Consider the following 22,460-nt stretch of genomic DNA (forward strand, 5'->3'; position numbering starts at 1 on the left):
CGTGAAATTAGCGAGCCCGCGCCGGCCCGCGCCGGTTCACCCGCCAGACGGCGAAAATACCGCCGGCGATCGCGCCGACGATCAGGCCGCCCAGGCCGACAAAAGCCGCGAAAAATCCGCAGGCGCCCTCGAAGCAGCTCATATGCGTCAGGTCCGCGATCAGCGAACCGGCGAAGAACCCGGCGCAGGCGCCGATCGCGCCGCCAAGGATGATGCCGAGCAGCGCGGCAAGGATCGAGACAAAGACCGGCGGCCGCTCGGTCTCCGGATTGGCGTAGATCGTGTCCGCGCCGGCCCCGTTGCGCAGGAGATAGATGCACAGCAGGCCGATGGCGATCTCGGCCACGGTGAAGCCCAGCGCTTCGACCGAGAAGGCGAAGCTGTAAAACACATAGGCCTGGCGCACGAGGAGCCAGACGATGATGGCGATCTGCCAGATCGTGTAATGGCGCGGGAAGCGGGCCGACCGGTTGAAGGCAAGGCCAAGCAGGTACAGCCCCCACAGGATGGTGATGACGCCGCCGGTCAAGCCGCCATAGACCAGGAAGAACACGCTGTCGGGCAGGCTGAAGTCGCCGATCAGCCGCCAGGAGGAGATCAGCCCGTAGGCCGACAGCCCCATGACGATGACGAGCCACGCCACCGGGATGAAGGACAGGCCGCCGTCCGGCCGCCCCGCGGGTTGCTGGTCGATCGATGCCATGTCGGAACGACGCCCCTCGCCCAAGCAATTCCAGGAAGGCCGCCTGCCGGCTTTCGTCGGGATTGCAAAACCGAACCCGCAATTCCAGGAAAGCCCGCAACCGTTCACCGGGATTGCATGATTAACGGCAGTCGACAGCCGGGCGCAGGCGAAGTCAAGCGTTGCCGGAGGGGGCGATCGGCCTGTACACATCATTCGAACGCATCGCCCTTCCCCGCCTTTGCGCCATACACGGCAAAAGCCGCGGCAACGCCAATATGGCTTGGCATTCGCTTTCGGATCGACTAGATGAGCCCCGCGCCTGTTTGCCTAGACGGCTAGCGGTGCCGGGAAGGTTGCCCGCCGGTTGAAGGCACCAGATGTCCGTTGAGGACTTCCCACGGGAGCATCTCCCCAACCCGCGCGGCGAAACCGGCCGACGCGAGATGCTAAGACGGAGAGGTGGCCGAGTGGTTGAAGGCGCACGCCTGGAAAGTGTGTTTACGGGAAACCGTAACGCGGGTTCGAATCCCGCTCTCTCCGCCATAATTTTCCTAATAAATTTAACGATTTCAATAATTTAGATAATTTCTGAGAGCACCCACACGGGAGTATGTGCTTCCTTCAGGGAAAATCGAGCAAGGTCGGCAGGATTCGACGCTCAGCGTCGATGTGATCAGCGTCCTGTCTGGGGCCGCAGAATGGAACGTACGCTTTTCGGGAGATTGGATTAGAGGGCAGACATTGCATCCAGCGTGGTGACGATCGTTTGATCCAAACAGACGCGCCATAAAGCAAAGTCTTCGCGCGTGGCAAACATCGCGGACGGCAATATCATGACCACTTTTTCCAGGCGTTCTGCTGGTCCGACAGCGAGGCGCCGAGGGCCCGAAGTACCGACTCGACAGTCTGTTGTGTCAATTCAGGCTTGCCGCCACGATCAAGGATGCCCCGCGTCACCTGCAGCCATATGCCCATCACGATATCTACCGCCAGCTCTGCGTCGCGTATGCTCACACGCTCCTGGACTATCGCCTGGGCGATATCCGCCTTGAGGTTCGTCCGGATACCCCGCGCATACGGGGCGCGCGATTGAGAACTTTGAACGACCAGACGTGCCCAATTCGGGTCCGAGATCGCCTTTTCCAAGAACTTCGTGAAAGCGAAGCATAAACGTTTGACTGGATCGTCCAGTGCGAGGCGCGCGTCCCTCAGCACCGCGTCGAAGCTCTCCCCGAGTTTCTCCCCAACGGCCGCAGCCAGTTCGTCGATGCTTTGGAAGTGGTAGTAGAACGTACCCTTCGCGACGCCGGCTGCCTCCACGACGGCATCGATTGTAATCGACTCGCGGGGCCGTTCGGCCATGAGCATCGTCCCGACGTCCAAGATCAGGGTACGCGTTCTTTCTCGCTTCTCCCGTCCGATTTCCGCCCTGCGCGCCAAATCAATCTTTGCCATCCATTCTGCCTTTTCTTTTTCGTTCGGTCCCAGCATATCAAAGGAGCGGACCGGCAACTGCCGTTCGACTGCATTTCCCGGGACGTACCGGGAACTCGGCCTGTGGCGCTCGGCACAATAGGCCGCATCCTCGCTCCGATCCTGCGGCTAACTCGCTTCTCCACTCGCCATGCCTTTTTGCATGGCACGATTGCGCGCATCTCATATTGACTATATAGTCGATTTGACTTAATCGTTCAAGTCGAAATGCCACTCGGTTCGACCTGTGGCTTGCCCTTTAGTTCCCTGCAACCCCGATCTTTCGAGCGGAGGCTTCCATGCGCCTGTCGTCGCGTCATTTCCTGTTGGCCGGTATCGCCGGCCTTTGTCTTGCCGGTTGTTCACAAAAGGAGGCCGAGGCGCCGGCAGCGCCACGAACGGCCCGCGTGGTGGTGGTAACGCCCCACAAGTTCAAGCTGGTAACGCAAGGCGCCGGCCGCATCCAATCGCGCTATGTCAGCCAGGTTGGCTTCGAGGTCGGCGGCCGGCTCATCTCACGCGACGTCGACGCCGGCGCAACAGTCAAGAAGGGCCAGAAGCTCGCGGCACTGAGCGCGGTGGATTACCAGAACAAGGTGACCGCCACGGCGGCAGACCTCGACGCGGCCAAGGCCGCTCTCGCTCAGGCTGCCGCGCAGGAAGAGAGATTTCGGCTCCTGCTCGGCAAGGGCTTCGCTACGCATTCGCAGTATGATGAAGCGCTGAAGTCACTGCGGAGCGCGCAAGCGCAGGTTCAGGCGACTGAGGCCAATCTGCGTATCGCGCAGAACCAGCTCGCCTATACGGAGCTCCAAGCGCCCGACGATGGCATCGTGACCGCGACCGGGGCGGATCCCGGCCAAGTGGTGGCCGCCGGACAGATGGTGATTGAAATCTCGCGCAATGACGAGCGCGAAGCCGTCTTTGCCGTCGCGAGCGAGGACATCGTCAGGGCCAGCCTTGGCATGCCGGTGAACGTTGCGCTTCAGGCCCACCCCGAAATCGCGGTGACCGGCACGGTCCGCGAGATTTCGCCCGAGGCTGACAGCGCCACCGGCACCTATCAGGTGAAGGTTGCTATACCTGCTCCGCTGCCGCAAATGCGGCTGGGAGCAATCGTCGTCGGTCGGGTCGAAAGCGACCAGGGTCACATGGTTGCGACACTTCCCCCGAGCGCGCTGCTGCAGTCGGGAAGCCAGCCGCAGGTTTGGGTGGTTGGCAAAGACGACAAGGTGGAGCGGCGCAAGGTCCAACTGCTGGAGTTCGATGCAAATTCCGTCACCGTGAGCCAAGGACTGGCCGCGGGCGACAAGGTGGTGGTCGCTGGCGTGAACTCGCTCGCCGACGGCGAATTGGTCAAGCCCAGCGCGGAGGTCGAGTGATGGCCAGCTTCAACCTTTCCGAATGGGCCGTCCACAACCGTTCGATCGTCGTCTTCCTGATGCTCGTCTGCGTTGCGGCCGGCATTACCTCTTATGAGCGCCTCGGTCGTCAGGAAGACCCGGATTTCACCGTGCAGACCATGGTGGTCCAGGCAAACTGGCCGGGAGCAACCGCCGCCGACACGCTGCAGCAGGTGACGGACCGCATCGAAAAGAAGCTCGAGGAAACCCCGAACCTCGACTACCTCAAGAGCTACACCAAGCCAGGCCAGGCGACGATTTTCGTCTACCTTAAGGAGTCGACCAAGAAACGCGACCTCGACGGCATCTGGTATCAGGTCCGCAAGAAAGTGAACGACATAAGGCAGACACTGCCGCAAGGCGTGGTCGGCCCCTTCTTCAACGACGAGTTTGGCGACGTCTTCGGCACAATCTACGGCATAACCTATGACGGTTTCAGCCCGCGCCAGGCACGCGACTTCGCCGAGACCGCACGGGCCGAATTCCTGCGTGCTCCCGATGTGGGCAAGGTCGACATCTACGGCGACCAGGATGAGAAGGTCTATCTGAATTTCTCGCCGCAGAAGCTTGCCAATCTGAAGCTCAGTCTCGACGACGTGCTGACGGCTATCGCCCGCCAGAATGCCGTGGTGCCTTCCGGCATCATCAACACGCCCAGCGAGAACGTGCTGGTCGACATGACCGGCTCGCTGTTGGCACCTGGCGACATAGCCAAGCTCAATTTCTCGGTGGAAGGGCGTTTCTACAAGCTTTCCGACATCGCCGAGGTGCAGCGCGGCTATAGCGATCCGCCCAGCAAGATGTTTCGCGTCAACGGCAAGCCGGCCATCGGGATCGGCATCAACATGCGCGACGGCGGCAACAACCTCGACTTCGGCAAGGGACTTCATGCGGTGGCGGAGCGGCTGAAACAGCGCTTCCCGGTCGGCATCGAACTCAATCTGGTATCGGACCAGCCTGAGGTCGTGCGTGAGGCGATCGGCGAATTCACCAAGGCGCTTCTCGAAGCGGTCGCAATCGTGCTCGTCGTGAGCTTCCTCAGCCTCGGTCTGCGCGCCGGCCTGGTGGTCGCGCTGTCCATCCCGCTTGTCCTTGCCATCGTCTTCGCATTCATGGAAGCGTCGGGCATCAGCCTGCAGCGCATTTCGCTTGGTGCGCTCATCATCGCGCTCGGCCTTCTGGTCGATGACGCTATGATCACGATCGAGATGATGATCTCCAAGATCGAAGAAGGCATGCCGAAGATCAAGGCAGCGACCTTTGCCTACACGTCCACCGCCTTCCCGATGCTGACCGGAACACTGATCACGCTACTCGGCTTCCTGCCGATCGGGTTCGCGGACAACAATACCGGGCAATACACCTTCTCGCTGTTTGCCGTCATAGGCGTGGCGCTCATCGCTTCATGGTTTGTGGCGGTCATCTTCGCGCCAGTGCTCGGGCTGACCCTCTTGCCCGCACACATGAAAGCGCACGGGACGGCGGAGCCAGGGCCACTCATGCGGCTGTTCCGGCGTCTGCTGGCGTTCACCATGCGGCACCGTTTTCTCACCATCGCCGCATCCCTCATTGCCTTTGGCCTCTCGCTTTATGGCATGGGCTTCGTCCAGCAACAGTTCTTCCCGGCCTCCAACCGGCCTGAGCTGCTGGTGACGATGACGCTGCCCAAGAATGCCTCGATCACCGCTACGGAGACACAAACGGAACGGCTGGAGAAGGCACTTGCTGGCGACGCCGATATCGAGCGCTTCTCCTCTTATGTCGGTGGCGGCGCCATCCGGTTCTACCTGCCTCTGGATGTCCAGCTCGACAACGACTTCATGGCCGAGACAGTGGTCGTCGCCAAGGATCTTCAGGCGCGCGATCGTGTGCAGGCCAAACTGCAGGCGCTGTTCGCCGATAATTTTCCGGACGTGACCGTGCGCATTTCGCGCCTGGAACTGGGCCCGCCGGTCGGCTGGCCAGTGCAGTACCGGGTGAGCGCGCCTACTCCCGAGGATGCCAGGAAGTATGGCGAGCAGGTTGCCGATATCCTGCGGGCTTCCGGGCTCGTCCAGACCATCAACTTCGACTGGGGCGAGAAGAACAAGACGCTGCGCATCGTCGTCGACCAGGACCGCGTTCGGCAGGCGGGGCTAAGCTCCGAACAGCTCTCCCAGGCGCTCAACCGGGTGCTCAACGGCTCGACGGTCACGCAACTGCGCGATTCCATCTACCTGGTCGACGTGGTCGCACGCGCCCAGAACGACGAGCGTTCCACTATCGAGGCGCTGCGCCACCTTCAGATCACCACGCCGACCGGCGCATCCGTTCCGTTGCGCGAGCTCGCCGATTTCAAATACGAACTCGATGAAGGATATGTCTGGAGGCGCCAACGCCTGCCCACGATCACAGTGCAGGCACAGCCGCAGCCGGGGCTGCAGCCGGCCTTCGTTCACCAGCACGTTGCCGCTGCGCTGGACACGCTTTCCAAGTCGATGCCGGCGGAAACATCGATCGAGACCGGCGGCACAGTGGAAAAGACCGCGCTCAGCAACGCCGCCCTGCTGGCCCAGTTCCCGCTGATGATCACGCTGATGCTTACAGTTTTGATGGTCCAGCTCGGGAGCTTCCGACAGGTGGCCATGGTCATCAGCGTGGCGCCTCTCGGGCTCATCGGAGTTGCCATCGCGCTGCTGACAACCAGCACGCCGATGGGCTTCATCGCCACGCTTGGCATCATTGCGCTCGCCGGCATGATCATCCGCAACTCAGTAATCCTGGTGCACCAGATCGAGCATGAGCGGGCCCAGGGGATCGAACCATGGAAGGCGGTGATCGACGCGACCGTCCACCGGTTCCGGCCGATCATGCTCACCGCGGCCGCAGCAATCCTCGGCATGATCCCGATCATGCATGACGTCTTCTGGGGGCCGATGGCCTACGCCATCGTCGGCGGACTCGCCGTCGCAACCATGCTGACGCTGGTTTTCCTGCCGGCTCTTTATGTGGCGGTGAACCGGATCCGGGAAAGCGACGAGCCATCGGCAGCACCTGAGCCAAGCGTCGGTGCAATCCCGATCCTGGCCCTGTCGGACTGAGAAAGGAGACAGCCATGCTGGAAACACGCCCCACTCTCCTTGACCGCTTTCTTGCGACCGACGCCGCCATGTGCGCAGAACCCGACGGGACCACGCGCCAATATGTCGACAAAATGCTCGCCGCAGCGCTGCAGGAGGCGCAGTCGGTCGCGCGTTCCTACGACACCAAGGCTCAGATCGTGGGCGTGGGCTACATCCTCGCCCTCAACCTGATCCTGCGATTTGGTGATCTGCTGCCGTCGCATGCTCCACTCGGACCGCTGTTCTACGTCGCGGTCTGGGGGATTGTCATCATGCCGATCATGCAGTTCGGACAAGTGCTCTATCCGAGCCGAAAGCGAGCGGACAAGGAACTCAACCGCAAAATAGCCGGTGCCTGCGCTATCCCGCCCGTCTACCATGTGGACCCCAAATTTTTCGCCGATGTGCGCGAACTGGTTCACTTGGCCCTGCAATCCGACTGGACCTCGGTGGTATCGGCTGAATTGCTGAAAACCTCACGCGTGAGGGAGATCAAACAGGCGCGCTTCCATCGTGCCCTTCTGATGACCGTCGTCTCCTTCGCCGTCCTTGGAGGCGAACAGCTTTTCCGCAGCTTCGCCTTAGCTTGAAAAGAAACCGAGTCAGGAGCTTGAAAGCTATGCTGAGGATCACCCTGCTTGGCTTGTGCGCAATTCAGCTTACAGGCTGCATCGCTGCCTATCCACGTGACGGCGTGCCGACGGAACGCATGGCTGCGGCCCAAGTGAGTGGCTATCCCAGCGACATACGCGTCTGGGGCGATTCCGACGAAAGTTTTCCGCCCGATCGTCTCATCGCATTCCGCGACGAGAGAATTCAGGCGGCAAAGGCCGATCCGTCGGTCAAGCTGCGGGAACTCGACGCGCTTACGATTTCAGGCGGTGGCAGCAGCGGCGCCTTCGGCGCCGGAATTCTCGCCGGCTGGACCAAGGCTGGGACCAGGCCAAAGTTCGACATCGTCACCGGAATCAGCACCGGATCGTTGATCGCGCCCTTCGCATTCCTTGGCCCGACCTATGACGATCGCTTGAAGCATGCCTTCACTACAATCAAGGACGCCAACATCTATACCGAGCACAGCTTCCTCGGCGTGCTGTCGAGTGCATCGTTCACCAGCAACGCCCCCCTTGCCAAAATGCTGGACGAAGAAGTCACCGAGGAAATGCTCGATCAGATCGCCCGAGAAACCGGCAAGGGACGGCGCCTCTTCATCGGAACGACCAATCTTGATGCGGATCGGCCGGTGATTTGGGATATGGGCGCGATCGCGGCGAGCCATCGGCCGGACCGGCTGAAGCTCTTCAAGCAGGTTATCCTGGCCTCCACCGCCATTCCCGGCATTTTCCCTCCGGTCGAGCTGAAAGTGACCGCTGGGGGCAAGTCTTACCACGAAATGCACGTCGATGGCGGCACCACCAATCAGGTGTTTCTCATGCCTGCTGGCTTGAGCCTGCGAGAGCTCGATCACGCGTTCCATGCACGGGTCAAGGCTCGCATCTATATCATCCGCAACGGCAGGACGACGCCGGAACCATCTGTGGTGAAGGCCACGCTGCCAGATATCGCGGAAAAGGCAGTCTCCTCCCTTATCAAGACGCAAGGGATCGGCGATCTCTACCGGCTCTACGCCATCTCCAAGCGCGACGGCATCGCCTACAACTTCATAGACGTTCCGGTAGACTTCACTGATGAGCCAAAAACTCCGTTCGAGAACAAATACATGCGGGCGCTGTTCGAGAAAGGCTACGAAATGGGCCGCAAAGGCGTGCCTTGGAAAAACATGCCGCCCGGATTTTCGAGATGAGCTGATCGAGCCGTTGACCCGTCGGTCGGTCCGGAAAGTCGGCCTGAATCTCTACCACGAGCTATTTCTTCGTCCTCTATCCGTCCAAGTGGCGGACGCTCCACAAGCATAATGCATCCGGAGGATCTCCAACCGACTGTGGAAGTCGTGCGAGGGCCGGACGGCAGCTTGTGGGGACCGGCATGCGGGGCGTTGAATGGTGGATACGAGGCGCAAAGCTGACCTTCCCTACGCGCCCCGTCCGTGCAACAAACTGTGTAACAAAGCAAACAAAAAGATCAATATTTTCAATGGCATAGGTCTTAAATCGAAAGACGCTCTCTCCGCCGCGGAGGCAATCTGGCCATTGTTGGCAGGACAAATCCGACGCGCCCGAATATTCCAAGTCTGTTCATTCCGTCGGTAACGGCATCAGGTCGGGCCGCAGGACAAATTCCTCCAACCCGTCGTCGAGTAATGGCGGTTCCTCCTCAGCCTCCTGCTTCGGCTCGACCATCAGAAGACCAACGACGATCAGCGCCAGGGAGACCCAGGTGAGCGCCGGTATGGCTTCACCCAACAACAGCATGCTCCAGCCTATGCCGGCTGTGGTGACCGCGTAGGCGTTCTGGCTTGCGAATACGGCGCCTGTGCTGGAGATCAGCGCGATGAAAAGCAGCATTGCCAGATTGCCGGCAACCGCCATTAGAACGACGATCACGCCAAGCTTTCCGGTCAATAGATCAAACGGGATAAAGTCCCGATAGAAGGCCGCCAGCGGCATCAGCATCAAAACCGAAGCAACAAGGGTGATGCCGAACAGAGCGACGTTATCGATAGCAGCAGGCTTGCGCTCCGAGAGGTAGATATCCTCGGTCGCGTAAGTGATCGGGATGACGAGTGCAATGGCAAGCCACAACCAGCTGGTAGCCATTTCCGCCGGCTCTCCATAGAGGAGTATGATGAAGATGCCGACGAGACCCAATCCAAGTCCCAAAAACCGCTTCAGGTTAGGCGCTTCCGTCCGCATCAAGGCAGCGAACAGGAATACGGCGAATCCCTCCAGGACGATGACAATGGAGACGATGAAGGCGGGAAGCTTGCTTGCCAACCAATAGACCAGCACCTGATTGATCACCGAACTGATGAACGCAAGGATGAGGATGAACTTCCAATCCGAGCGCGTAAGATCAGCCAGGCGCGGCATTGTCCCGCGCTTGATGCTTATCCCGACGCAGAATACTGCCCCAATGACGTCAATAAGGATCGCCAGCCCTATCGGATGAGCTTCAACGAGTGAAGCCATCTTCGAGAGTGGCACGACAAGGCCCCACAGTCCTCCGCAGGCCAACAGCAGCAATGCGCCACGGAATGTGCGGATATTCTGCCGCATCTTGCGTTCGCGCTCATAGACCTTCTGGGCCATCGTAGCGAAAACCGTGGCGAGCTTGCCTAGGCCATCCGGGCGGCCTGCCACATCGCGGATGCCGAGCTTTGAAGGGTTGAACCTCCCGCTTTCCAAGGTCGCGGCCGCCTTCGTCAGCTTGGCCACCTGCCGCAAGTATTCTTTCTCGATGTCGCGCAGTCTCTTCTTCTCGATGCAGGTGGAAACCCGTGCCTTGAGAAGCGCGAGTTCAAAATCCTTGGGCAGGAAATCCTCGGCGCCCAATTCGATCGCCTTGACGACGCTGCTCATCTCATCGTCGAGCGCGGAAATCACGATGATCGGCACATCCCGCGTTCTGGACGACGCCTTGAGACTCTTCAGCACCTCGAAGCCGTCCATCACCGGCATCATGATATCGAGAAGGATGAGGTCGAAATTATCGGTGGCGAGCAAATCGAGCGCCGCCCGGCCGCCCTCCACCGCCTCGGCTTCGTGTCCGAGAGCCTCGACCGATTTCTTGAGCTTGATCCTTGTGGTCCGGGAGTCGTCAACAATGAGGATCCTACCAGGGCTGCTCACGCTATTCTCCCAGCTTGAAGATTTTTCGGAGCTCCGTGACGGCGGCGTCGAAGGCGCGCTGCGCGTTGTCGATTTCCGCCAAATCCGCCGGCTCCCCACTTGCGCACCGCGCCTCCACCTGGGCGCAGATTTGGCTGAGTTCGGCCGCCCCCATATCCCGCGCGTTGGATTTCAGGGAATGGGCAGCCCGCCGAGTGACTGCCAGGTCGGAAGCCCGAGCCGACGACCACATGTCCAGCATGATGGATGGCCCCTCTTCGAGAAAGGACTCCACGAGCTCTACAAGGTCAGCCTCTTCGCCACCGACAAGCTCGCGCAGCTTGTCCAGTGCCCCTTTGTCGATCGCCACGACATCCCCGATGTGCGTTTCTTCCGACTATAACCAGTGACCGCGAGTTTCTTCCGGTACTGGCGAAGTAAGACCGAAATCGAACCCCCTGATTGGATTTGTGAGAGTTCCATCGCGTTCAAAAGGCAGACTATCGCAGACGTACTAAATTAGCGATAGCACATGGTTCTCGATCAATACCGCCACGGCGCCGGTGGCGATTGCGCCAAGGTGCACCCTTCGTATTTAAACCCTTGGTACGCCAGGTTCCTCGAAATCTCGCGCTGCGACGGCAGGCCTGTGCCCGCCTGCCAGCACCGCCTTGTTCAGCGAAGCGATAAGGTCTTCGACGCGCAGCGGCTTGCTGAGATAGTCATCCATCCCTGCATCCAGATACCTCTCGCGATCTCCGGCCATCGCGTTGGCGGTCAGGGCAATGATGAACGGCTGACGCGCATATCGGGGGCCGGGCGCGCGGATCAATCTTGTCGCTTCGAGACCGTCCATATCAGGCATTTCGATATCCATCAGGATAACGTCATGGCTGCCCTGGGTATAAGCGGCGACCGCCGACTGCCCGTCGACCGCCAGTTGCGGCTTGTAACCCAGACGCTCGAGCACCTTGGAGCCAAGCTTCCGGTTGGTGGCATTGTCATCGACCAGGAGGATGTGAAGCGGAAACTTCTGCGCCATCGTACTATCGAGAGCCGTCCCCTTCGGCTGATCTGATCGGATGGAGCGTGTCGGAGTTCCGACGAAGATCGACAGCAACGTATTGAGCAATGGCGATGGCTTGATCGGCTTGGAGAGCGTGGCCGCGAACTTAATGCCTTCCATCTCCTTCTTCTTGTCTTCAGGCATGGGCACCATTGAACTGAGCAGCACCAACGGAACGCTGCCGTTGCCTTCGAGCGCGCGTATTTGCCTGGCCAGTTCGATCCCATCCATGCCGGGCATGTTCATGTCGAGAACGATGACATCGAAGACCTCGCCTCCCGCAAGCCTTCGAAGCGCGTCGGCGGGATGTTCGATTGCTGATGCAGCCATGTTCCAGGAGTGCGCCTGCAGCGACATGATGCGCCGGTTTGTTGCGTTGTCGTCGACGAACAGCAGCCGTTTACCGGCCAACTCGTCCTTTGACGGCGCTGCCTGAGCCGTTTTTCGACTCGAGGCAACCGGAGCGCGGATCGTAAAGGAGAATGTCGTGCCTTTTCCTTCGGCGCTCTCCACCCAAACCTCACCGCCCATCAATTCCACCAGGCGCCTGCTGATCGCCAGACCGAGGCCGGTTCCGCCATAGCGTCTGGTCGTGGAGGCATCGACCTGGCTAAATGACCTGAACAGGCGATCCATCCGGTCCTTGGCTATGCCGATGCCGGTGTCGCGCACCGCGAACTGGAGCGTACAAATTTTCCGCTCGCCTTCGCCCTGTGGACTTGTGTCCGCGGCTGCGGACGGCACCTCCATCACGGAAAGCACGACCTCTCCTCGCTCGGTGAATTTGACGGCGTTGTTGAGCAGATTGATCAGAACCTGGCGTAGACGGTTGCCGTCGGCGACAATCGTTTCCGGCGTGCCGGGCTCGACCACGTAGCCGAGATCCAGTCCCTTCTCTGCCGTCCTCGGCGCGATCAGGTCTATCGCGCTTTCGAGACATTCGCGCAGTTCGAACTGCCGAGGATCAAGGTCGAGCTTACCCGCCTCGACCTTTGAGAAGTCGAGTATGTCGTTGATGATGGTCAGCAGCGCTTCCGCACTATTGTTTATCGTCTCGCCGATTTCCCGCTGCTCATCGTCAAGTTTGGTGGCCAGCATCAGGTTGGCCATGCCGATAACGCCGTTCATCGGCGTGCGGATTTCATGGCTCATGGTGGCGAGGAACGTGCTTTTGGCTTCGTTGGCGGCCTCCGCCGCTTCCTTGGCCTCCGTCAAGGCCAGCGAAAGCTCCTTGAGCTCGGTGAACAGTTGTGCGTTGTGAAGCGCCGCACCCGCATTGGCGGCGATGGTTGAAAGCAGCCGCAGCGAATTTTCGTTGAACATGCCCTCCCGTGTCGTGCTCTGCACGCTGATCACGCCGACATTGCCCTGCGCCGTCTTGATTGGAACGCCAAGGTAAGACAGCGCATCCTTGCCAACTGGAGTTGCTCCGATTTCCGCGCCGCGTTCCGCGACATCCTGATTGATGAGCAACGGCTCGCCGGTTTCTATGATCTTGCTTGTAAGGCCTTCCCCGAGCCGGAGCGTAGTGAAGGCCTCGCCGAACTGATACGGGAAATGGATGAGCTTGGTCTTTGGATCGAGCAGCGCGACATAGACGATGTCGGCGCTGAAAATCTCCTGCATCTGATCGCCTATCAGCTGGATCGTATTGCCGAGTTCAGCTTCACCTATGAGGGCTTGGCTAACCTTGCTGATCGCGCCCAGTTCAGCGGCGCGATGCTCGGTTTCCTTGAGAAGCCTCTGTGTCTCGTCGAACAAGCGGGCATTGGCGATCGCGACTCCCATGCTGGAGGCTATCGTCTGCAACAGGCGCACGTGGTTTTCGTCGAAGGCATCTGACTCGTAGCTTTGCACACTGACCACTCCGAGCGTTCTCTCGCCTGAATTGATAGGCACGCCAATGTATGAAGAGGTCCTGTCGTCTTCGTCTGGAAAATAGGCACCGCGCCTTTTTCCTTCCTCCATGGTGTTGAAAACCAACGGCTTTCCAGTGGAGATAATTTCCGATGTAAGTCCTATCCCCAAAGGGAACGGCTCGATGGTCTTGTAGCCCCTGTAGTAAGCGTAAGGAACTCGAACTAAACCGGATTGACTATCATGCAACAGAATCTCGCTGACCTCGGTGCCGAACGCCTCCCTCACTTTATCGCCCACCAGTCGGATGACGGTGTCAACATTCAGCGACTTCGTCATCGCTTCGCCGACGCTGTTGAGAATGGCCAATTCCTTTGCGCGGTCTTGCGCCATTTTCAGGAGCCGCTGCGTCTCGTCAAAGAGATACGCGTTGGCAATGGCAATGCCCATGCTGGACGACAGCCCTTGCAGCAGGCGCACGTGATCTTCGTTAAAGACATTCTTTTGGTAGCTCTGCACGCTGACCACACCGAGCGTTCTGTCTCCGGCAATGATCGGCACGCCCAGGTATGATTCGGTTCTATCCTCCTCCGTCGGCATCAGGGCACCCAGAGCAATGTGCTCGTCAATATTTCCCAACAGCAGCGGCTTGCCTGACAATATGACCTTCGAAGTCAGGCCTTCACCTATAACAAACGGTTCAGGATCCTGGTAATCGCCATAGAACGCGTAAGGGATCCTGATTAGATCCGACATCTCATCGCGCAATAGGATTTCGGTTACTTCAGTGCCGAATATCTCGCGAACCTTGTCGCCGACGATACGGGTCACTGTCTTCACATTCAGCGTTTTCGCCATCGCTTCGCCGACGCTATTGAGAATGGCGAGTTCCTTTGCGCGGTCCTCTGATATTTTCAGCAGCCGCTGGGTTTCGTCGAAAAGGCGTGCGTTAGCAATCGCCACGCCCATGCTGGAGGATAACCCTTGCAGCAGGCGCATATGATCTTCGTTGAAGGCGTTTTTTCTGTAGCTCTGCACGCTAACCACGCCCAGCGTCCTATTCCCGGCAATAATAGGCACACCGAGATAGGTTTCAGTCTCGTCCTCTTCCTTGGGCATCAGGGCGCCCAACCCGATGGCTTCGTCGGCGGTCCCCAGCAATAGTGGCTTACCCGACAATATAACTCTCGAGGTAAGTCCTTCGCCCATCGCAAAAGGTTCAGGATACTGGTAATTGCCGTCGAATGCATAGGAGACGTTGATCAAATTGGACGTCTCGTCGTGCAGCAGGATTTCCGTCAAATCCGCGCCGAACATCTCGCGAACCTTGTCGCCAACAATACGGGTCACTGTTTCGACATTCAGCGTCTTGGCGGTCGCTTCGCCGACGCTGTTGAGGATGGCCAATTCCTTGGTGCGTTCCTCGGTGAATTGAATCAATCGCTTGTTTTCAACGGAAAGACGGTCAAGCTCGATCGTCGCGACTGCGTTGATATGTTCCAGTTCGGCAATACGCCGGTCGGCGGATGCCAGGCGACTGGCAAGGTCGCTTTCGACTGAGCCCTGCATATTGGCTTCTCCCAAAGGGACCTTCCGCCAGGTTCAGCGGAATGCTTTCCCCACCCGCATATTAGCAAGTAGTGTTACATGCCAGACGACTGATTGACAGTACCGTCGAGGGGTGGCTTTGGGACAAGCTAGACTCTGCGGCCCGGACCCTGTCTGCTTCCGGCCAGTGGCAAGATTGCTCCAGCGGCCGAGATGCGGCGCAGAGCTGCCGTTCCGAGGCTAGCCCTCCAACCCAATCCCGGAAGCACTTAAATCTCGGAGCCACTTAGGAGTGCTGGCAGGCGGGTGGATTCGGTCGGCCCCTAATCGAGAGACGCTCTCTCCGCCATTTAACTTGATTGATTTCTATATTTTTTCGGAGCAAGCCGAGCCTTCATGCTCGACCAGGTGATATCTGAAACGATCGCGCACGAATTCGTTGAAGAACTGTCCTTTTGAGAAAGCCGCCTTGAAAGCCGTGTAGACCTCGGGTCCTACGTCCTCATAGTCATAGCGCTTGCCGGTCGGGACGAACCATACCGAAAGGACCCGCTTCGACGGATCGTAGTGGATATTCCGGATCGCGGTGGAAGGCACGTGCAGGCTCCTGCTTCCAACTCTTAATTCGTCGTGCGCCGCGCGGTTCCGCCGCGCCGGCTTGCACAGGGGCTCCGACTGCCTATCTGAGCCGCATGACTTCATTGAAAAGCCGAGCCGACGACGACGATTTCCAGGGCGATCTCTTCGGTGCGCCCGCAAGCCTGCCGCCCGCGCCCGAAGGCTTCTCCTACCAGCCAGGCCTGATTACCCGCGACGAAGAACACGAGCTGGTCCGTCATATCCAGGGCCTGCCTTTCAAGCCGTTCGATTTTCACGGCCATCTTGCCAACAGGCAGGTCGTCGGCTTCGGCCTGCGCTACGACTATGAGCGCCGCCAGGTGCTCGAAGCGCCGCCGATTCCGGACTTCCTGCTGCCGCTTCGCGCCAAGGTTGCCGCCTTCGCGGCGGTCCCGGCCACTGAATTCGCGCAGGTGCTGATCAACGAGTATCGCCCGGGTGCCGGCATAGGCTGGCACCGGGACAAGCCGCATTTCGAACTGGTCGCCGGCGTTTCGCTGCTCGCGCCCTGCAGCTTCCGGCTGCGCCGCAAGAACGGCGCGGCATGGGATCGTGAAACGATCGAGGTTGAGCCCAGGTCTGTCTATCTCATGGCCGGCCCGTCGCGAAACGAATGGGAGCACAGCATCCCGCCTGTTGAGCAACACCGCTATTCCGTCACCTTCCGGACAATGCGCGCTTCGTAAGTTGCCGCGCCGGCGAATGTCCGGAACCATCGTCCGGCCCCGGGGTTGTGTCGTCAGGTTTCCCGATGGAAAGGAAAGACGATGCGCATGTTGACGATAGTCCTGACCCTGTCGGCAATGGCATTGGCGCTGCCCGCTTCCGCTCAACGCGCCGATCCGCAGCCGCCGCAAGTCCTGCCTCCGGCCCAGCAGCCCGCCCCCGACCAGGCCCAGCCTGGCGAGGACAATGCCGGCCAGAACGTCACCAACATTGTCGTGGTCGCATTCGAGGATTTGCCTTCGGAAGTGAAAGCTCAGGCCGAGGCCATCGTCGCTAGGACGACGGCCAAGGAACTGGCCAAGCTGCAGAGCTCGGTCGACGCCTCGCCCGAGGCGACGTCGGTTCTGCATGCCAACGGACTGAATTCCTCGCAAGTCGTCGCCGCCAACATCGACGGTGACGGCACGCTGACCCTGATCATCCAGACGACGGCATGACCCGGCTGGACGGCGGCTGACGGGCCGCGGTCTGCCTTCGATACTCACCCTTGCGAGGTCGTCATGACCGAAGCCGCGGTCCGTAACTTCACGCTCAACTTCGGGCCGCAGCACCCGTCGGCGCATGGCGTGCTCAGGCTGGTGTTGGAGCTAGACGGCGAAATCGTCGACCGTGCCGATCCGCATATCGGCCTGCTCCACCGCGGCACCGAAAAGCTGATCGAATACAAGAACTATCTGCAGGCTCTGCCTTATTTTGATCGGCTCGACTATGTCGCGCCGATGAACCAGGAGCACGCCTTCTGCCTTGCCGCCGAAAAGCTGCTCGAACTGTCCGCCCCCCGGCGCGGCCAACTGATCCGCGTGCTGTTTTGCGAGATCGGGCGGCTCTTGTCGCATCTTCTCAACGTCACCACGCAGGCCATGGATATCGGCGCGCTGACGCCGCCGCTATGGGGTTTCGCCGAACGCGAGAAGCTGATGGTGTTCTATGAACGCGCCTCCGGCGCCCGTATGCACGCGAACTATTTCCGCGTCGGCGGCGTCCACCAGGATCTGCCGGGGCAGCTCTTGGATGACATCTGGGATTTCTGCGATCCGTTCCTGCAGGCCTGCGACAATCTCGAGGGCCTGCTCACCGACAACCGCATCTTCAAGCAGCGCAATGTCGATGTCGGCGCGATCTCGCTCGACGACGCCTGGGGCCTGGGCTTCTCCGGCGTCATGGTGCGCGGCTCGGGTGCCGCCTGGGACCTGCGCAAGGCGCAGCCCTATGAATGCTATTCCGAAATGGATTTCGACATCCCCATCGGTAAGCACGGCGACTGCTACGATCGCTATCTGGTACGCATGGAAGAGATGCGCCAGTCGGTGCGGATCATGCGGCAGTGCCTGGAAAAGCTGCGCTCATCGGATGGCCAAGGTCCTGTCGCCGTGCCGAACCAGAAGATCACGCCGCCGCCGCGCGCCACCATGAAGCGCTCGATGGAAGCGACCATCCATCATTTCAAGCTTTATACCGAAGGCCACCGCGTGCCGCCCGGAGAGGTCTATGCCGCGGTCGAGGCGCCGAAAGGCGAGTTCGGCGTCTATCTGGTTTCGGACGGCAGCAACGTTCCCTATCGTTGTAAGATACGCGCACCGTCCTTCGCCCATCTCCAGGCCATGGATTTCCTGTCGCGCGGGCACATGGTGGCCGATGTCGCGGCGATCATCGGCTCGCTCGACATCGTGTTCGGCGAGATCGATCGCTGAACAAAAGGGAGCGCGGAGAGCCCGCCACGTCTCCGTCGTTCCCATGGAGGTCTTGAACGGTCGCGATCGTGGGCATCGCGGCCAGCGCTAGAGCAATTCCAGAGACAGTGCCCGCGTTTTTCCGTCCGGAATAGCGTCGGACAAAGCGGTGGAGCGGAAAGCCGTTTCCATGAAACGGTGAACCGCTTTAACGCATGAACACCGCTCTCAGCCAGGCGAGAATGCCCGCACCCGGCGAGATCGCCGCCCGCACGCGCGATGCCGCCCAGCGGGCCGGCATGTTGGCGCCGACATGGCAATGGCAGACGACCTCATGCAGCTGCCAGTCGCTCATCTCGAAAAAGCGCTTGGCTTCGCCGTAAGTGTCGTCGCGCAAGCCTTGCGCGCGAAAGATCGGGTCCTCGAAAGCGATGGTGATCGCCGATCCGTCTGTGCGCATTCTTTCACGCACGTCGGGTGCGGCGTATTCGGTGCCTGCCAGCGCCGTGAGGCGGCGGCTCGGACTATCCTCCAGAAGTTGCGCCCAGCGTTCAAGGCGCTGGCCGCGATTGGCGATGAGAGCCGGTGCTTCGGCATGAACGTCGGCAACGGCATTGATCTGGTCAAGGGTTTGGTGCTTCACGGCCGTCTCCTGTGTCGGCAGATGGCCCCCGTCCACAACGGGATTTAAGGCGCCGACAGACGCCGGCAAGAGCCGAAACAGCCACGTAGAATCATTTGATCATTATCTGCCGCCATCGCGCGGCCCGATCGTGTTGGAACCATCCGCAGGCGCGACCGTTCTGCCAGCTTGTGCCGCCGATTACTCCCGACGAAGCGTCCGAGTGCGGCGATCACCTCCATCATTTCAGGTCGGGCAGGGCATCCCGCTTGTTGGGATCGCAGCAGAGCACCGGCGGAAGGAAAACGCGATGGCCATTCTCCCCAATCCGGACCCGGCTCCCACGCCGGTGCCCACGCCGCCCATCCCCGAGCCGAAGCCGGTGCGCGAGCCGGATCCGGATCGGCTGCCTGACGAGGAGCCGATCCCCAATCCCGACGAGAACGACACGCCGCCGAAGCATTCCACGCCGAGGCGGCGCCGGCCTTGAATGGCTCATGGGCGGGTGCTTCCAGCGCCGCCCATGGCAATCACTCACGCATGGTCGCCTGGAAGGTCGGCAGGTGCTTCTTCTGCGCCTCGATCATGCGTTCGCGGTAGACGCCGTAGATGACGTCGGTGTCGTGCAGCGTCACGGGCTCGGCGATCAAGAGGTAATCACCCGAACCGCGCCGCCGTCCAAGCCCCTCCCGCCGCGTTCGACGCCACCGCCGCGGCGACGAACTTCACGCCGCGCGCGCCGTCGACGACATCGGGCACTTGCGCCGCCCGCCCGGCGTCTACGGCAGCACCCGAGCGATGCGCGCGAATAATGTCGGTGGCGTCGCGGTAGAAATTGGCGAAGGCCTCGATATAGCCTTCCGGATGCGCCGCCGGCATGCGCGAGACGCGCCGGGCTTCCGCCGTCGAGCCATGGCCGCCACGCACCAGCGTGCGCGTTTCCTCGCCATAGGGCGAGAAGCGCAACTCCTCCGGCCGCGATCCAGACCATTCGAGCCCAGCCTTCTCGCCATAGATGCGCACCGAGACATCGTTGTAGTGGCCGGGCGAGGTCTGGCTGGCGAGGATCGTGCCGCGCGCCCCGCCCGTCCAGCGCAGCAGCACATGCGCGTTGTCGTCGAGCCGCCGTCCCGGCACGGCGGTGAACAGGTCTGCGGAAACCGCCTCGGCCTCGAAACCGGAAATGAAGCTCGCCAGGCTGAAGGCATGCACGCCGATATCGGCGAGCACCGCCGACTGGCCGGCGCGCACCGGATCGGTGCGCCATTCGGCCTGCTTCTGGCCCTCGGCATCGATCGGCTTGGTCAGCCAGTCCTGGATATAGGCGCCGTGCACCGACACGATGCGGCCGAGTTCGCCCGCCGCCACCATCTCGCGCGCCTGGCGCACCATGGCGTAACCGGTGTTGTTGAGCGTGACGACGAAGCGGCGCTTCCTGGCTTTGGTCAGCGCAACCAGCGCTTCGGCCTCGGCAAGCGTCGTCGACAGCGGCTTGTCGCAGATCACGTCGATGCCGGCTTCGAGGAAGGCGGTGGCGACCGGCGCGTGCAGATGGTTGGGCGTGACGATGACCACCGCCTCGATGCCGTCCGGTCGAGCCGCTTCGGTCTTCGCCATGGCGCGGTAGTCGGCATAGCTGCGCTCAGGCGCGATGCCGATCTCCGCGGCGGAGGCCGCGGCATTCTCCGGATCGGAGGACAAAGCGCCCGCGACCAGTGCGATCTGGTCGTCGAGCCGCATGGCCAGCCGATGCACGGCGCCGATGAAGGCGTTGTGGCCGCCTCCGACCATGCCGACCCGAAGACGTTGACGCGACGTACCATCGGCGGTTGCATAGACCATGATTGCGATTATTCTCCCAAGTTCGATGTGCCGGCCGGCGCGAATGTTCGTCGTAACGGACCGCCGTTGTTCTCGAATGATATTTCTATTTTTCGTTTTGTAAAACGATTGTGCCGCGTTAGCTTTTGATCCAAGTCCAGCTAGCATGATCCCGAAAGTTGAGAACCGGTTTTCGGAAAAAGATCATGTTTCAACAACGAGCTGGATCAGGAGGGCAGGGATCGGATGACGCATCCGATGGTTGGGGTCACGATGAGGCATATCCTATGAGCGGCCGCAGCAAGGCGGCCGACGAGCCGTCCGCCCACAGCCTGGAGACGGCGGCGAGAAAGCGGAGCCGGTCGCTGGCAGCACTTGGCTACACCAAGCCGCAAACCTATGAAGAGCTGCGGGCGGTGCTCTCGTCAGGCACCGTGCATTTTCCGAAGCGGCTTCGCCAGGTCGCGATCTTCCTCTGGCAGCATCCGAGCGAGGTGGCTCTGGGCACGATCGCGCAAGTGGCGGACCAGGCCGGCGTGCAGCCCTCGACCCTGGTGCGCTTCGCGCAGATCTTCGGCTATTCCGGCTTTTCCGATTTCCAGCTCCTGTTCAAGGACCGCATGAAGGGCTCCTGGCCGGACATGCAAGGCAGCCCGGACAAGGCCGAGGAACCGAATGCAAATCTGCATTTCCTCAATGGCATGGTCGGTGCCTGCCAGGCCTCGCTCGGCCGCATCGGCAATAATTTCGATATCGCCGCTTTCGAGACGATGGTCGATCATCTGGCGGCCGCCGAGCTGATCTATGTGATCGGCAGCAAACGCGCCTTCCCGGTCACCACCTATCTGTCGCTGACGCTCTCGCAGCAGGGCGTGCGCAACGTGCTGGTCGACAATGTCGGCTCGACCGCGCTCGACCAGGTCGGTTGCATCACGCCGCGCGACGCGGTGCTCGCTGTCTCCTTCAGCCCCTACAATTCGATCACGCCCGACCTCGTCGCCGTCGCGCATGAGCGCAAGGCGCGCATCGTCGCCATCACCGACAGCACCTTTTCGCCGCTGGTAAAACTCTCCGACACCTGGCTGGAAGTGGTCGAGCAGGATTTCGGCGGCTTCCGTTCGCTCGCCGCTTCGCTCGCGGTCGGCATGGCCTTGGTCCACGGCGTCGTCGCGCAACGGACAGGTTGACAAGAGCAATTCCAGGAAAAGCGTGAGCGGCTTTCCGTCCGGAATTGCGAAAGACAAGGAGATAGAGCGGTTCACCGGTTCCATGAAAACGGCGAACCGCTCTAGCACGATTGACTAAAGAGAACCATCGTTCCATATTTGAAAAAATGGAAACTTTGTTCCGGGAGGAGGAATGGAGGTTCGTCTCGACGGCAAGGTGGTGCTGGTTACCGGCGCGACGCAAGGCATCGGCCGGGCGATCGCCGAGATCGCCGCGCGCTCCGGCGCCGCCGGACTGCTGATCACTGGCCGTGACCAGGAACGTGGCGACGCTGCCGTGGCAGAGCTCTCGGCCATGGGCACCGCTGCCGCCTTCGCTTCCGCCGACCTCGGTGATCCGCAAACCCCGGCGCGGCTGGCGCAGGCCTGCATCGAACGCTTCGGCCGCATCGACGGCCTGGTCAATGCCGCCGGGCTGACCGATCGCGCCTCTTTCGTCGACGCCACGCTCGACGATTGGGCATCGCTGTTTGCCGTCAACGCCCGCGCGCCCTTCTTCCTGATGCAGGCGGCGATCGCCGACATGAAGAAGCGCGGACAGGGCGGCTCGATCGTCAACATCCTGTCGATCAACGCGCATTGCGGCTCGCCGGAGCTTGCCGTCTATTCCGCCACCAAGGGCGCGCTGGCGACGCTGACCAAGAACGCCGCCAACGCCCACCGCTTCGACCGCATCCGCGTCAACGGCATCAATGTCGGCTGGACCGACACGCCGGCCGAGCGCGTCATGCAAGCCGCGACGCTCGGCCAGGGGCCGGGCTGGCTCGACGCGGCCAATGCGACGCAGCCCTTCGGCCGGCTGTTCGCCGTGACCGATATAGCCAACCTTGCCGTCTTCCTGCTTTCCGATGCTGCCGGCCCGATGACCGGCGCGCTGATCGACCAGGAACAATGGGTGATCGGAGCCAACCGGTGA

At 60.8% G+C, this 22,460-nt stretch carries 18 protein-coding genes and 1 tRNA gene; 11 read left to right on the plus strand and 8 right to left on the minus strand.

Annotated features, from left to right (window positions below):
- Positions 1-7 precede the first annotated feature (7 nt).
- The gene (locus FJ414_RS06305) at positions 8-703 is read right to left on the minus strand and encodes a DUF2569 family protein (RefSeq protein ID WP_140642452.1); all 696 of its coding nucleotides are present in this window, start codon (positions 701-703) and stop codon (positions 8-10) included.
- 435 nt (positions 704-1,138) lie between these two features.
- On the opposite strand from FJ414_RS06305, the gene FJ414_RS06310 reads away from it, so the two are divergent.
- Positions 1,139-1,228: transfer RNA gene (locus FJ414_RS06310), tRNA-Ser, on the plus strand.
- A gap of 288 nt (positions 1,229-1,516) precedes the next feature.
- Here the strand turns inward: FJ414_RS06310 and FJ414_RS06315 are convergent.
- Positions 1,517-2,140 carry a TetR/AcrR family transcriptional regulator gene (locus FJ414_RS06315; RefSeq protein ID WP_140642455.1) on the minus strand — a complete coding sequence of 208 codons (624 nt, stop codon included), beginning with the start codon at positions 2,138-2,140 and terminating at the stop codon, positions 1,517-1,519.
- A gap of 317 nt (positions 2,141-2,457) precedes the next feature.
- Between FJ414_RS06315 and FJ414_RS06320 the strand changes: the two genes are divergently transcribed.
- Genes FJ414_RS06320 through FJ414_RS06335 form a run of 4 tightly spaced genes read left to right on the plus strand, consistent with a single transcriptional unit; the run spans position 2,458 to position 8,466 of the window.
- Positions 2,458-3,540, plus strand: a complete 1,083-nt coding sequence (locus FJ414_RS06320; RefSeq protein WP_140642457.1) for an efflux RND transporter periplasmic adaptor subunit — start codon at positions 2,458-2,460, stop codon at positions 3,538-3,540.
- Positions 3,540-6,641 carry an efflux RND transporter permease subunit gene (locus FJ414_RS06325; RefSeq protein ID WP_281405793.1) on the plus strand — a complete coding sequence of 1,034 codons (3,102 nt, stop codon included), beginning with the start codon at positions 3,540-3,542 and terminating at the stop codon, positions 6,639-6,641. The genes FJ414_RS06320 and FJ414_RS06325 overlap by 1 nt, the downstream gene beginning before the upstream one ends.
- A 14-nt stretch (positions 6,642-6,655) precedes the next feature.
- On the plus strand, positions 6,656-7,252 hold the full coding sequence (locus FJ414_RS06330) for a hypothetical protein (protein WP_181181540.1): 597 nt from the start codon (positions 6,656-6,658) through the stop codon (positions 7,250-7,252).
- A gap of 29 nt (positions 7,253-7,281) precedes the next feature.
- Positions 7,282-8,466 carry a patatin-like phospholipase family protein gene (locus tag FJ414_RS06335; protein ID WP_140642461.1) on the plus strand — a complete coding sequence of 395 codons (1,185 nt, stop codon included), beginning with the start codon at positions 7,282-7,284 and terminating at the stop codon, positions 8,464-8,466.
- 391 nt (positions 8,467-8,857) lie between these two features.
- On the opposite strand, the gene FJ414_RS06340 is transcribed toward FJ414_RS06335, so the two are convergent.
- The 4 genes from FJ414_RS06340 to FJ414_RS06355 all read right to left on the minus strand — a co-directional run bounded on the left by FJ414_RS06340 (position 8,858) and on the right by FJ414_RS06355 (position 15,458).
- Positions 8,858-10,411 (minus strand): response regulator, encoded by a 1,554-nt coding sequence (locus tag FJ414_RS06340; protein WP_181175466.1) that lies wholly within the window; start codon positions 10,409-10,411, stop codon positions 8,858-8,860.
- Position 10,412: 1 nt separating this feature from the next.
- Positions 10,413-10,760, minus strand: coding sequence for an Hpt domain-containing protein (locus tag FJ414_RS06345; protein ID WP_140642465.1), 348 nt, complete (start codon positions 10,758-10,760; stop codon positions 10,413-10,415).
- Between the two features lie 225 nt (positions 10,761-10,985).
- A complete protein-coding gene (locus tag FJ414_RS06350) occupies positions 10,986-14,882 on the minus strand; it encodes a GAF domain-containing protein (RefSeq protein ID WP_140642467.1) in 3,897 nt (1,298 codons plus the stop codon).
- Between the two features lie 345 nt (positions 14,883-15,227).
- Positions 15,228-15,458, minus strand: coding sequence for a KTSC domain-containing protein (locus FJ414_RS06355; protein WP_140642469.1), 231 nt, complete (start codon positions 15,456-15,458; stop codon positions 15,228-15,230).
- Between the two features lie 95 nt (positions 15,459-15,553).
- Between FJ414_RS06355 and FJ414_RS06360 the strand changes: the two genes are divergently transcribed.
- The 3 genes from FJ414_RS06360 (at position 15,554) to FJ414_RS06370 (ending at position 17,896) form a co-directional block, all read left to right on the plus strand.
- Complete coding sequence (locus FJ414_RS06360; RefSeq protein WP_140642471.1) at positions 15,554-16,165, plus strand: alpha-ketoglutarate-dependent dioxygenase AlkB; 612 nt, start codon at positions 15,554-15,556, stop codon at positions 16,163-16,165.
- A gap of 87 nt (positions 16,166-16,252) precedes the next feature.
- Positions 16,253-16,642, plus strand: coding sequence for a hypothetical protein (locus FJ414_RS06365; protein WP_226892123.1), 390 nt, complete (start codon positions 16,253-16,255; stop codon positions 16,640-16,642).
- 63 nt (positions 16,643-16,705) lie between these two features.
- A complete protein-coding gene (locus FJ414_RS06370) occupies positions 16,706-17,896 on the plus strand; it encodes an NADH-quinone oxidoreductase subunit D (RefSeq protein ID WP_140642476.1) in 1,191 nt (396 codons plus the stop codon).
- Positions 17,897-18,083: 187 nt separating this feature from the next.
- Here FJ414_RS06370 and FJ414_RS06375 read toward each other — a convergent pair whose 3' ends face one another.
- Complete coding sequence (locus tag FJ414_RS06375) at positions 18,084-18,518, minus strand: hypothetical protein (RefSeq protein ID WP_140642478.1); 435 nt, start codon at positions 18,516-18,518, stop codon at positions 18,084-18,086.
- Positions 18,519-18,807: 289 nt separating this feature from the next.
- On the opposite strand from FJ414_RS06375, the gene FJ414_RS06380 reads away from it, so the two are divergent.
- Positions 18,808-18,987, plus strand: a complete 180-nt coding sequence (locus FJ414_RS06380) for a hypothetical protein (RefSeq protein ID WP_140642480.1) — start codon at positions 18,808-18,810, stop codon at positions 18,985-18,987.
- 167 nt (positions 18,988-19,154) lie between these two features.
- On the opposite strand, the gene FJ414_RS06385 is transcribed toward FJ414_RS06380, so the two are convergent.
- Complete coding sequence (locus FJ414_RS06385) at positions 19,155-20,339, minus strand: Gfo/Idh/MocA family oxidoreductase (protein WP_140642482.1); 1,185 nt, start codon at positions 20,337-20,339, stop codon at positions 19,155-19,157.
- 266 nt (positions 20,340-20,605) lie between these two features.
- Here FJ414_RS06385 and FJ414_RS06390 point away from each other — a divergent pair, with 266 nt between their 5' ends.
- Both FJ414_RS06390 and FJ414_RS06395 read left to right on the plus strand, forming a co-directional pair.
- Positions 20,606-21,505: a MurR/RpiR family transcriptional regulator gene (locus FJ414_RS06390; protein ID WP_140642484.1), complete on the plus strand. Its 900-nt coding sequence runs from the start codon at positions 20,606-20,608 to the stop codon at positions 21,503-21,505.
- A gap of 172 nt (positions 21,506-21,677) precedes the next feature.
- Positions 21,678-22,460, plus strand: coding sequence for an SDR family oxidoreductase (locus tag FJ414_RS06395; protein WP_140642486.1), 783 nt, complete (start codon positions 21,678-21,680; stop codon positions 22,458-22,460).

It is taken from the genome of Mesorhizobium sp. B3-1-6, assembly GCF_006439555.1.
GTDB lineage: Bacteria > Pseudomonadota > Alphaproteobacteria > Rhizobiales > Rhizobiaceae > Mesorhizobium.

What these genes read in the sequence shown, in the direction of transcription:
- FJ414_RS06305 (WP_140642452.1), bottom strand. Translation starts at nt 703, where the DNA reads ATGGCATCGATCGACCAGCAACCCGCGGGGCGGCCGGACGGCGGCCTG.
- FJ414_RS06315 (WP_140642455.1), bottom strand. Translation starts at nt 2,140, where the DNA reads ATGGCAAAGATTGATTTGGCGCGCAGGGCGGAAATCGGACGGGAGAAG.
- FJ414_RS06320 (WP_140642457.1), top strand. Translation starts at nt 2,458, where the DNA reads ATGCGCCTGTCGTCGCGTCATTTCCTGTTGGCCGGTATCGCCGGCCTT.
- FJ414_RS06325 (WP_281405793.1), top strand. Translation starts at nt 3,540, where the DNA reads ATGGCCAGCTTCAACCTTTCCGAATGGGCCGTCCACAACCGTTCGATC.
- FJ414_RS06330 (WP_181181540.1), top strand. Translation starts at nt 6,656, where the DNA reads ATGCTGGAAACACGCCCCACTCTCCTTGACCGCTTTCTTGCGACCGAC.
- FJ414_RS06335 (WP_140642461.1), top strand. Translation starts at nt 7,282, where the DNA reads ATGCTGAGGATCACCCTGCTTGGCTTGTGCGCAATTCAGCTTACAGGC.
- FJ414_RS06350 (WP_140642467.1), bottom strand. Translation starts at nt 14,882, where the DNA reads ATGCAGGGCTCAGTCGAAAGCGACCTTGCCAGTCGCCTGGCATCCGCC.
- FJ414_RS06360 (WP_140642471.1), top strand. Translation starts at nt 15,554, where the DNA reads ATGACTTCATTGAAAAGCCGAGCCGACGACGACGATTTCCAGGGCGAT.
- FJ414_RS06365 (WP_226892123.1), top strand. Translation starts at nt 16,253, where the DNA reads ATGTTGACGATAGTCCTGACCCTGTCGGCAATGGCATTGGCGCTGCCC.
- FJ414_RS06370 (WP_140642476.1), top strand. Translation starts at nt 16,706, where the DNA reads ATGACCGAAGCCGCGGTCCGTAACTTCACGCTCAACTTCGGGCCGCAG.
- FJ414_RS06380 (WP_140642480.1), top strand. Translation starts at nt 18,808, where the DNA reads ATGGCCATTCTCCCCAATCCGGACCCGGCTCCCACGCCGGTGCCCACG.
- FJ414_RS06385 (WP_140642482.1), bottom strand. Translation starts at nt 20,339, where the DNA reads ATGGTCTATGCAACCGCCGATGGTACGTCGCGTCAACGTCTTCGGGTC.
- FJ414_RS06390 (WP_140642484.1), top strand. Translation starts at nt 20,606, where the DNA reads ATGAGCGGCCGCAGCAAGGCGGCCGACGAGCCGTCCGCCCACAGCCTG.
- FJ414_RS06395 (WP_140642486.1), top strand. Translation starts at nt 21,678, where the DNA reads ATGGAGGTTCGTCTCGACGGCAAGGTGGTGCTGGTTACCGGCGCGACG.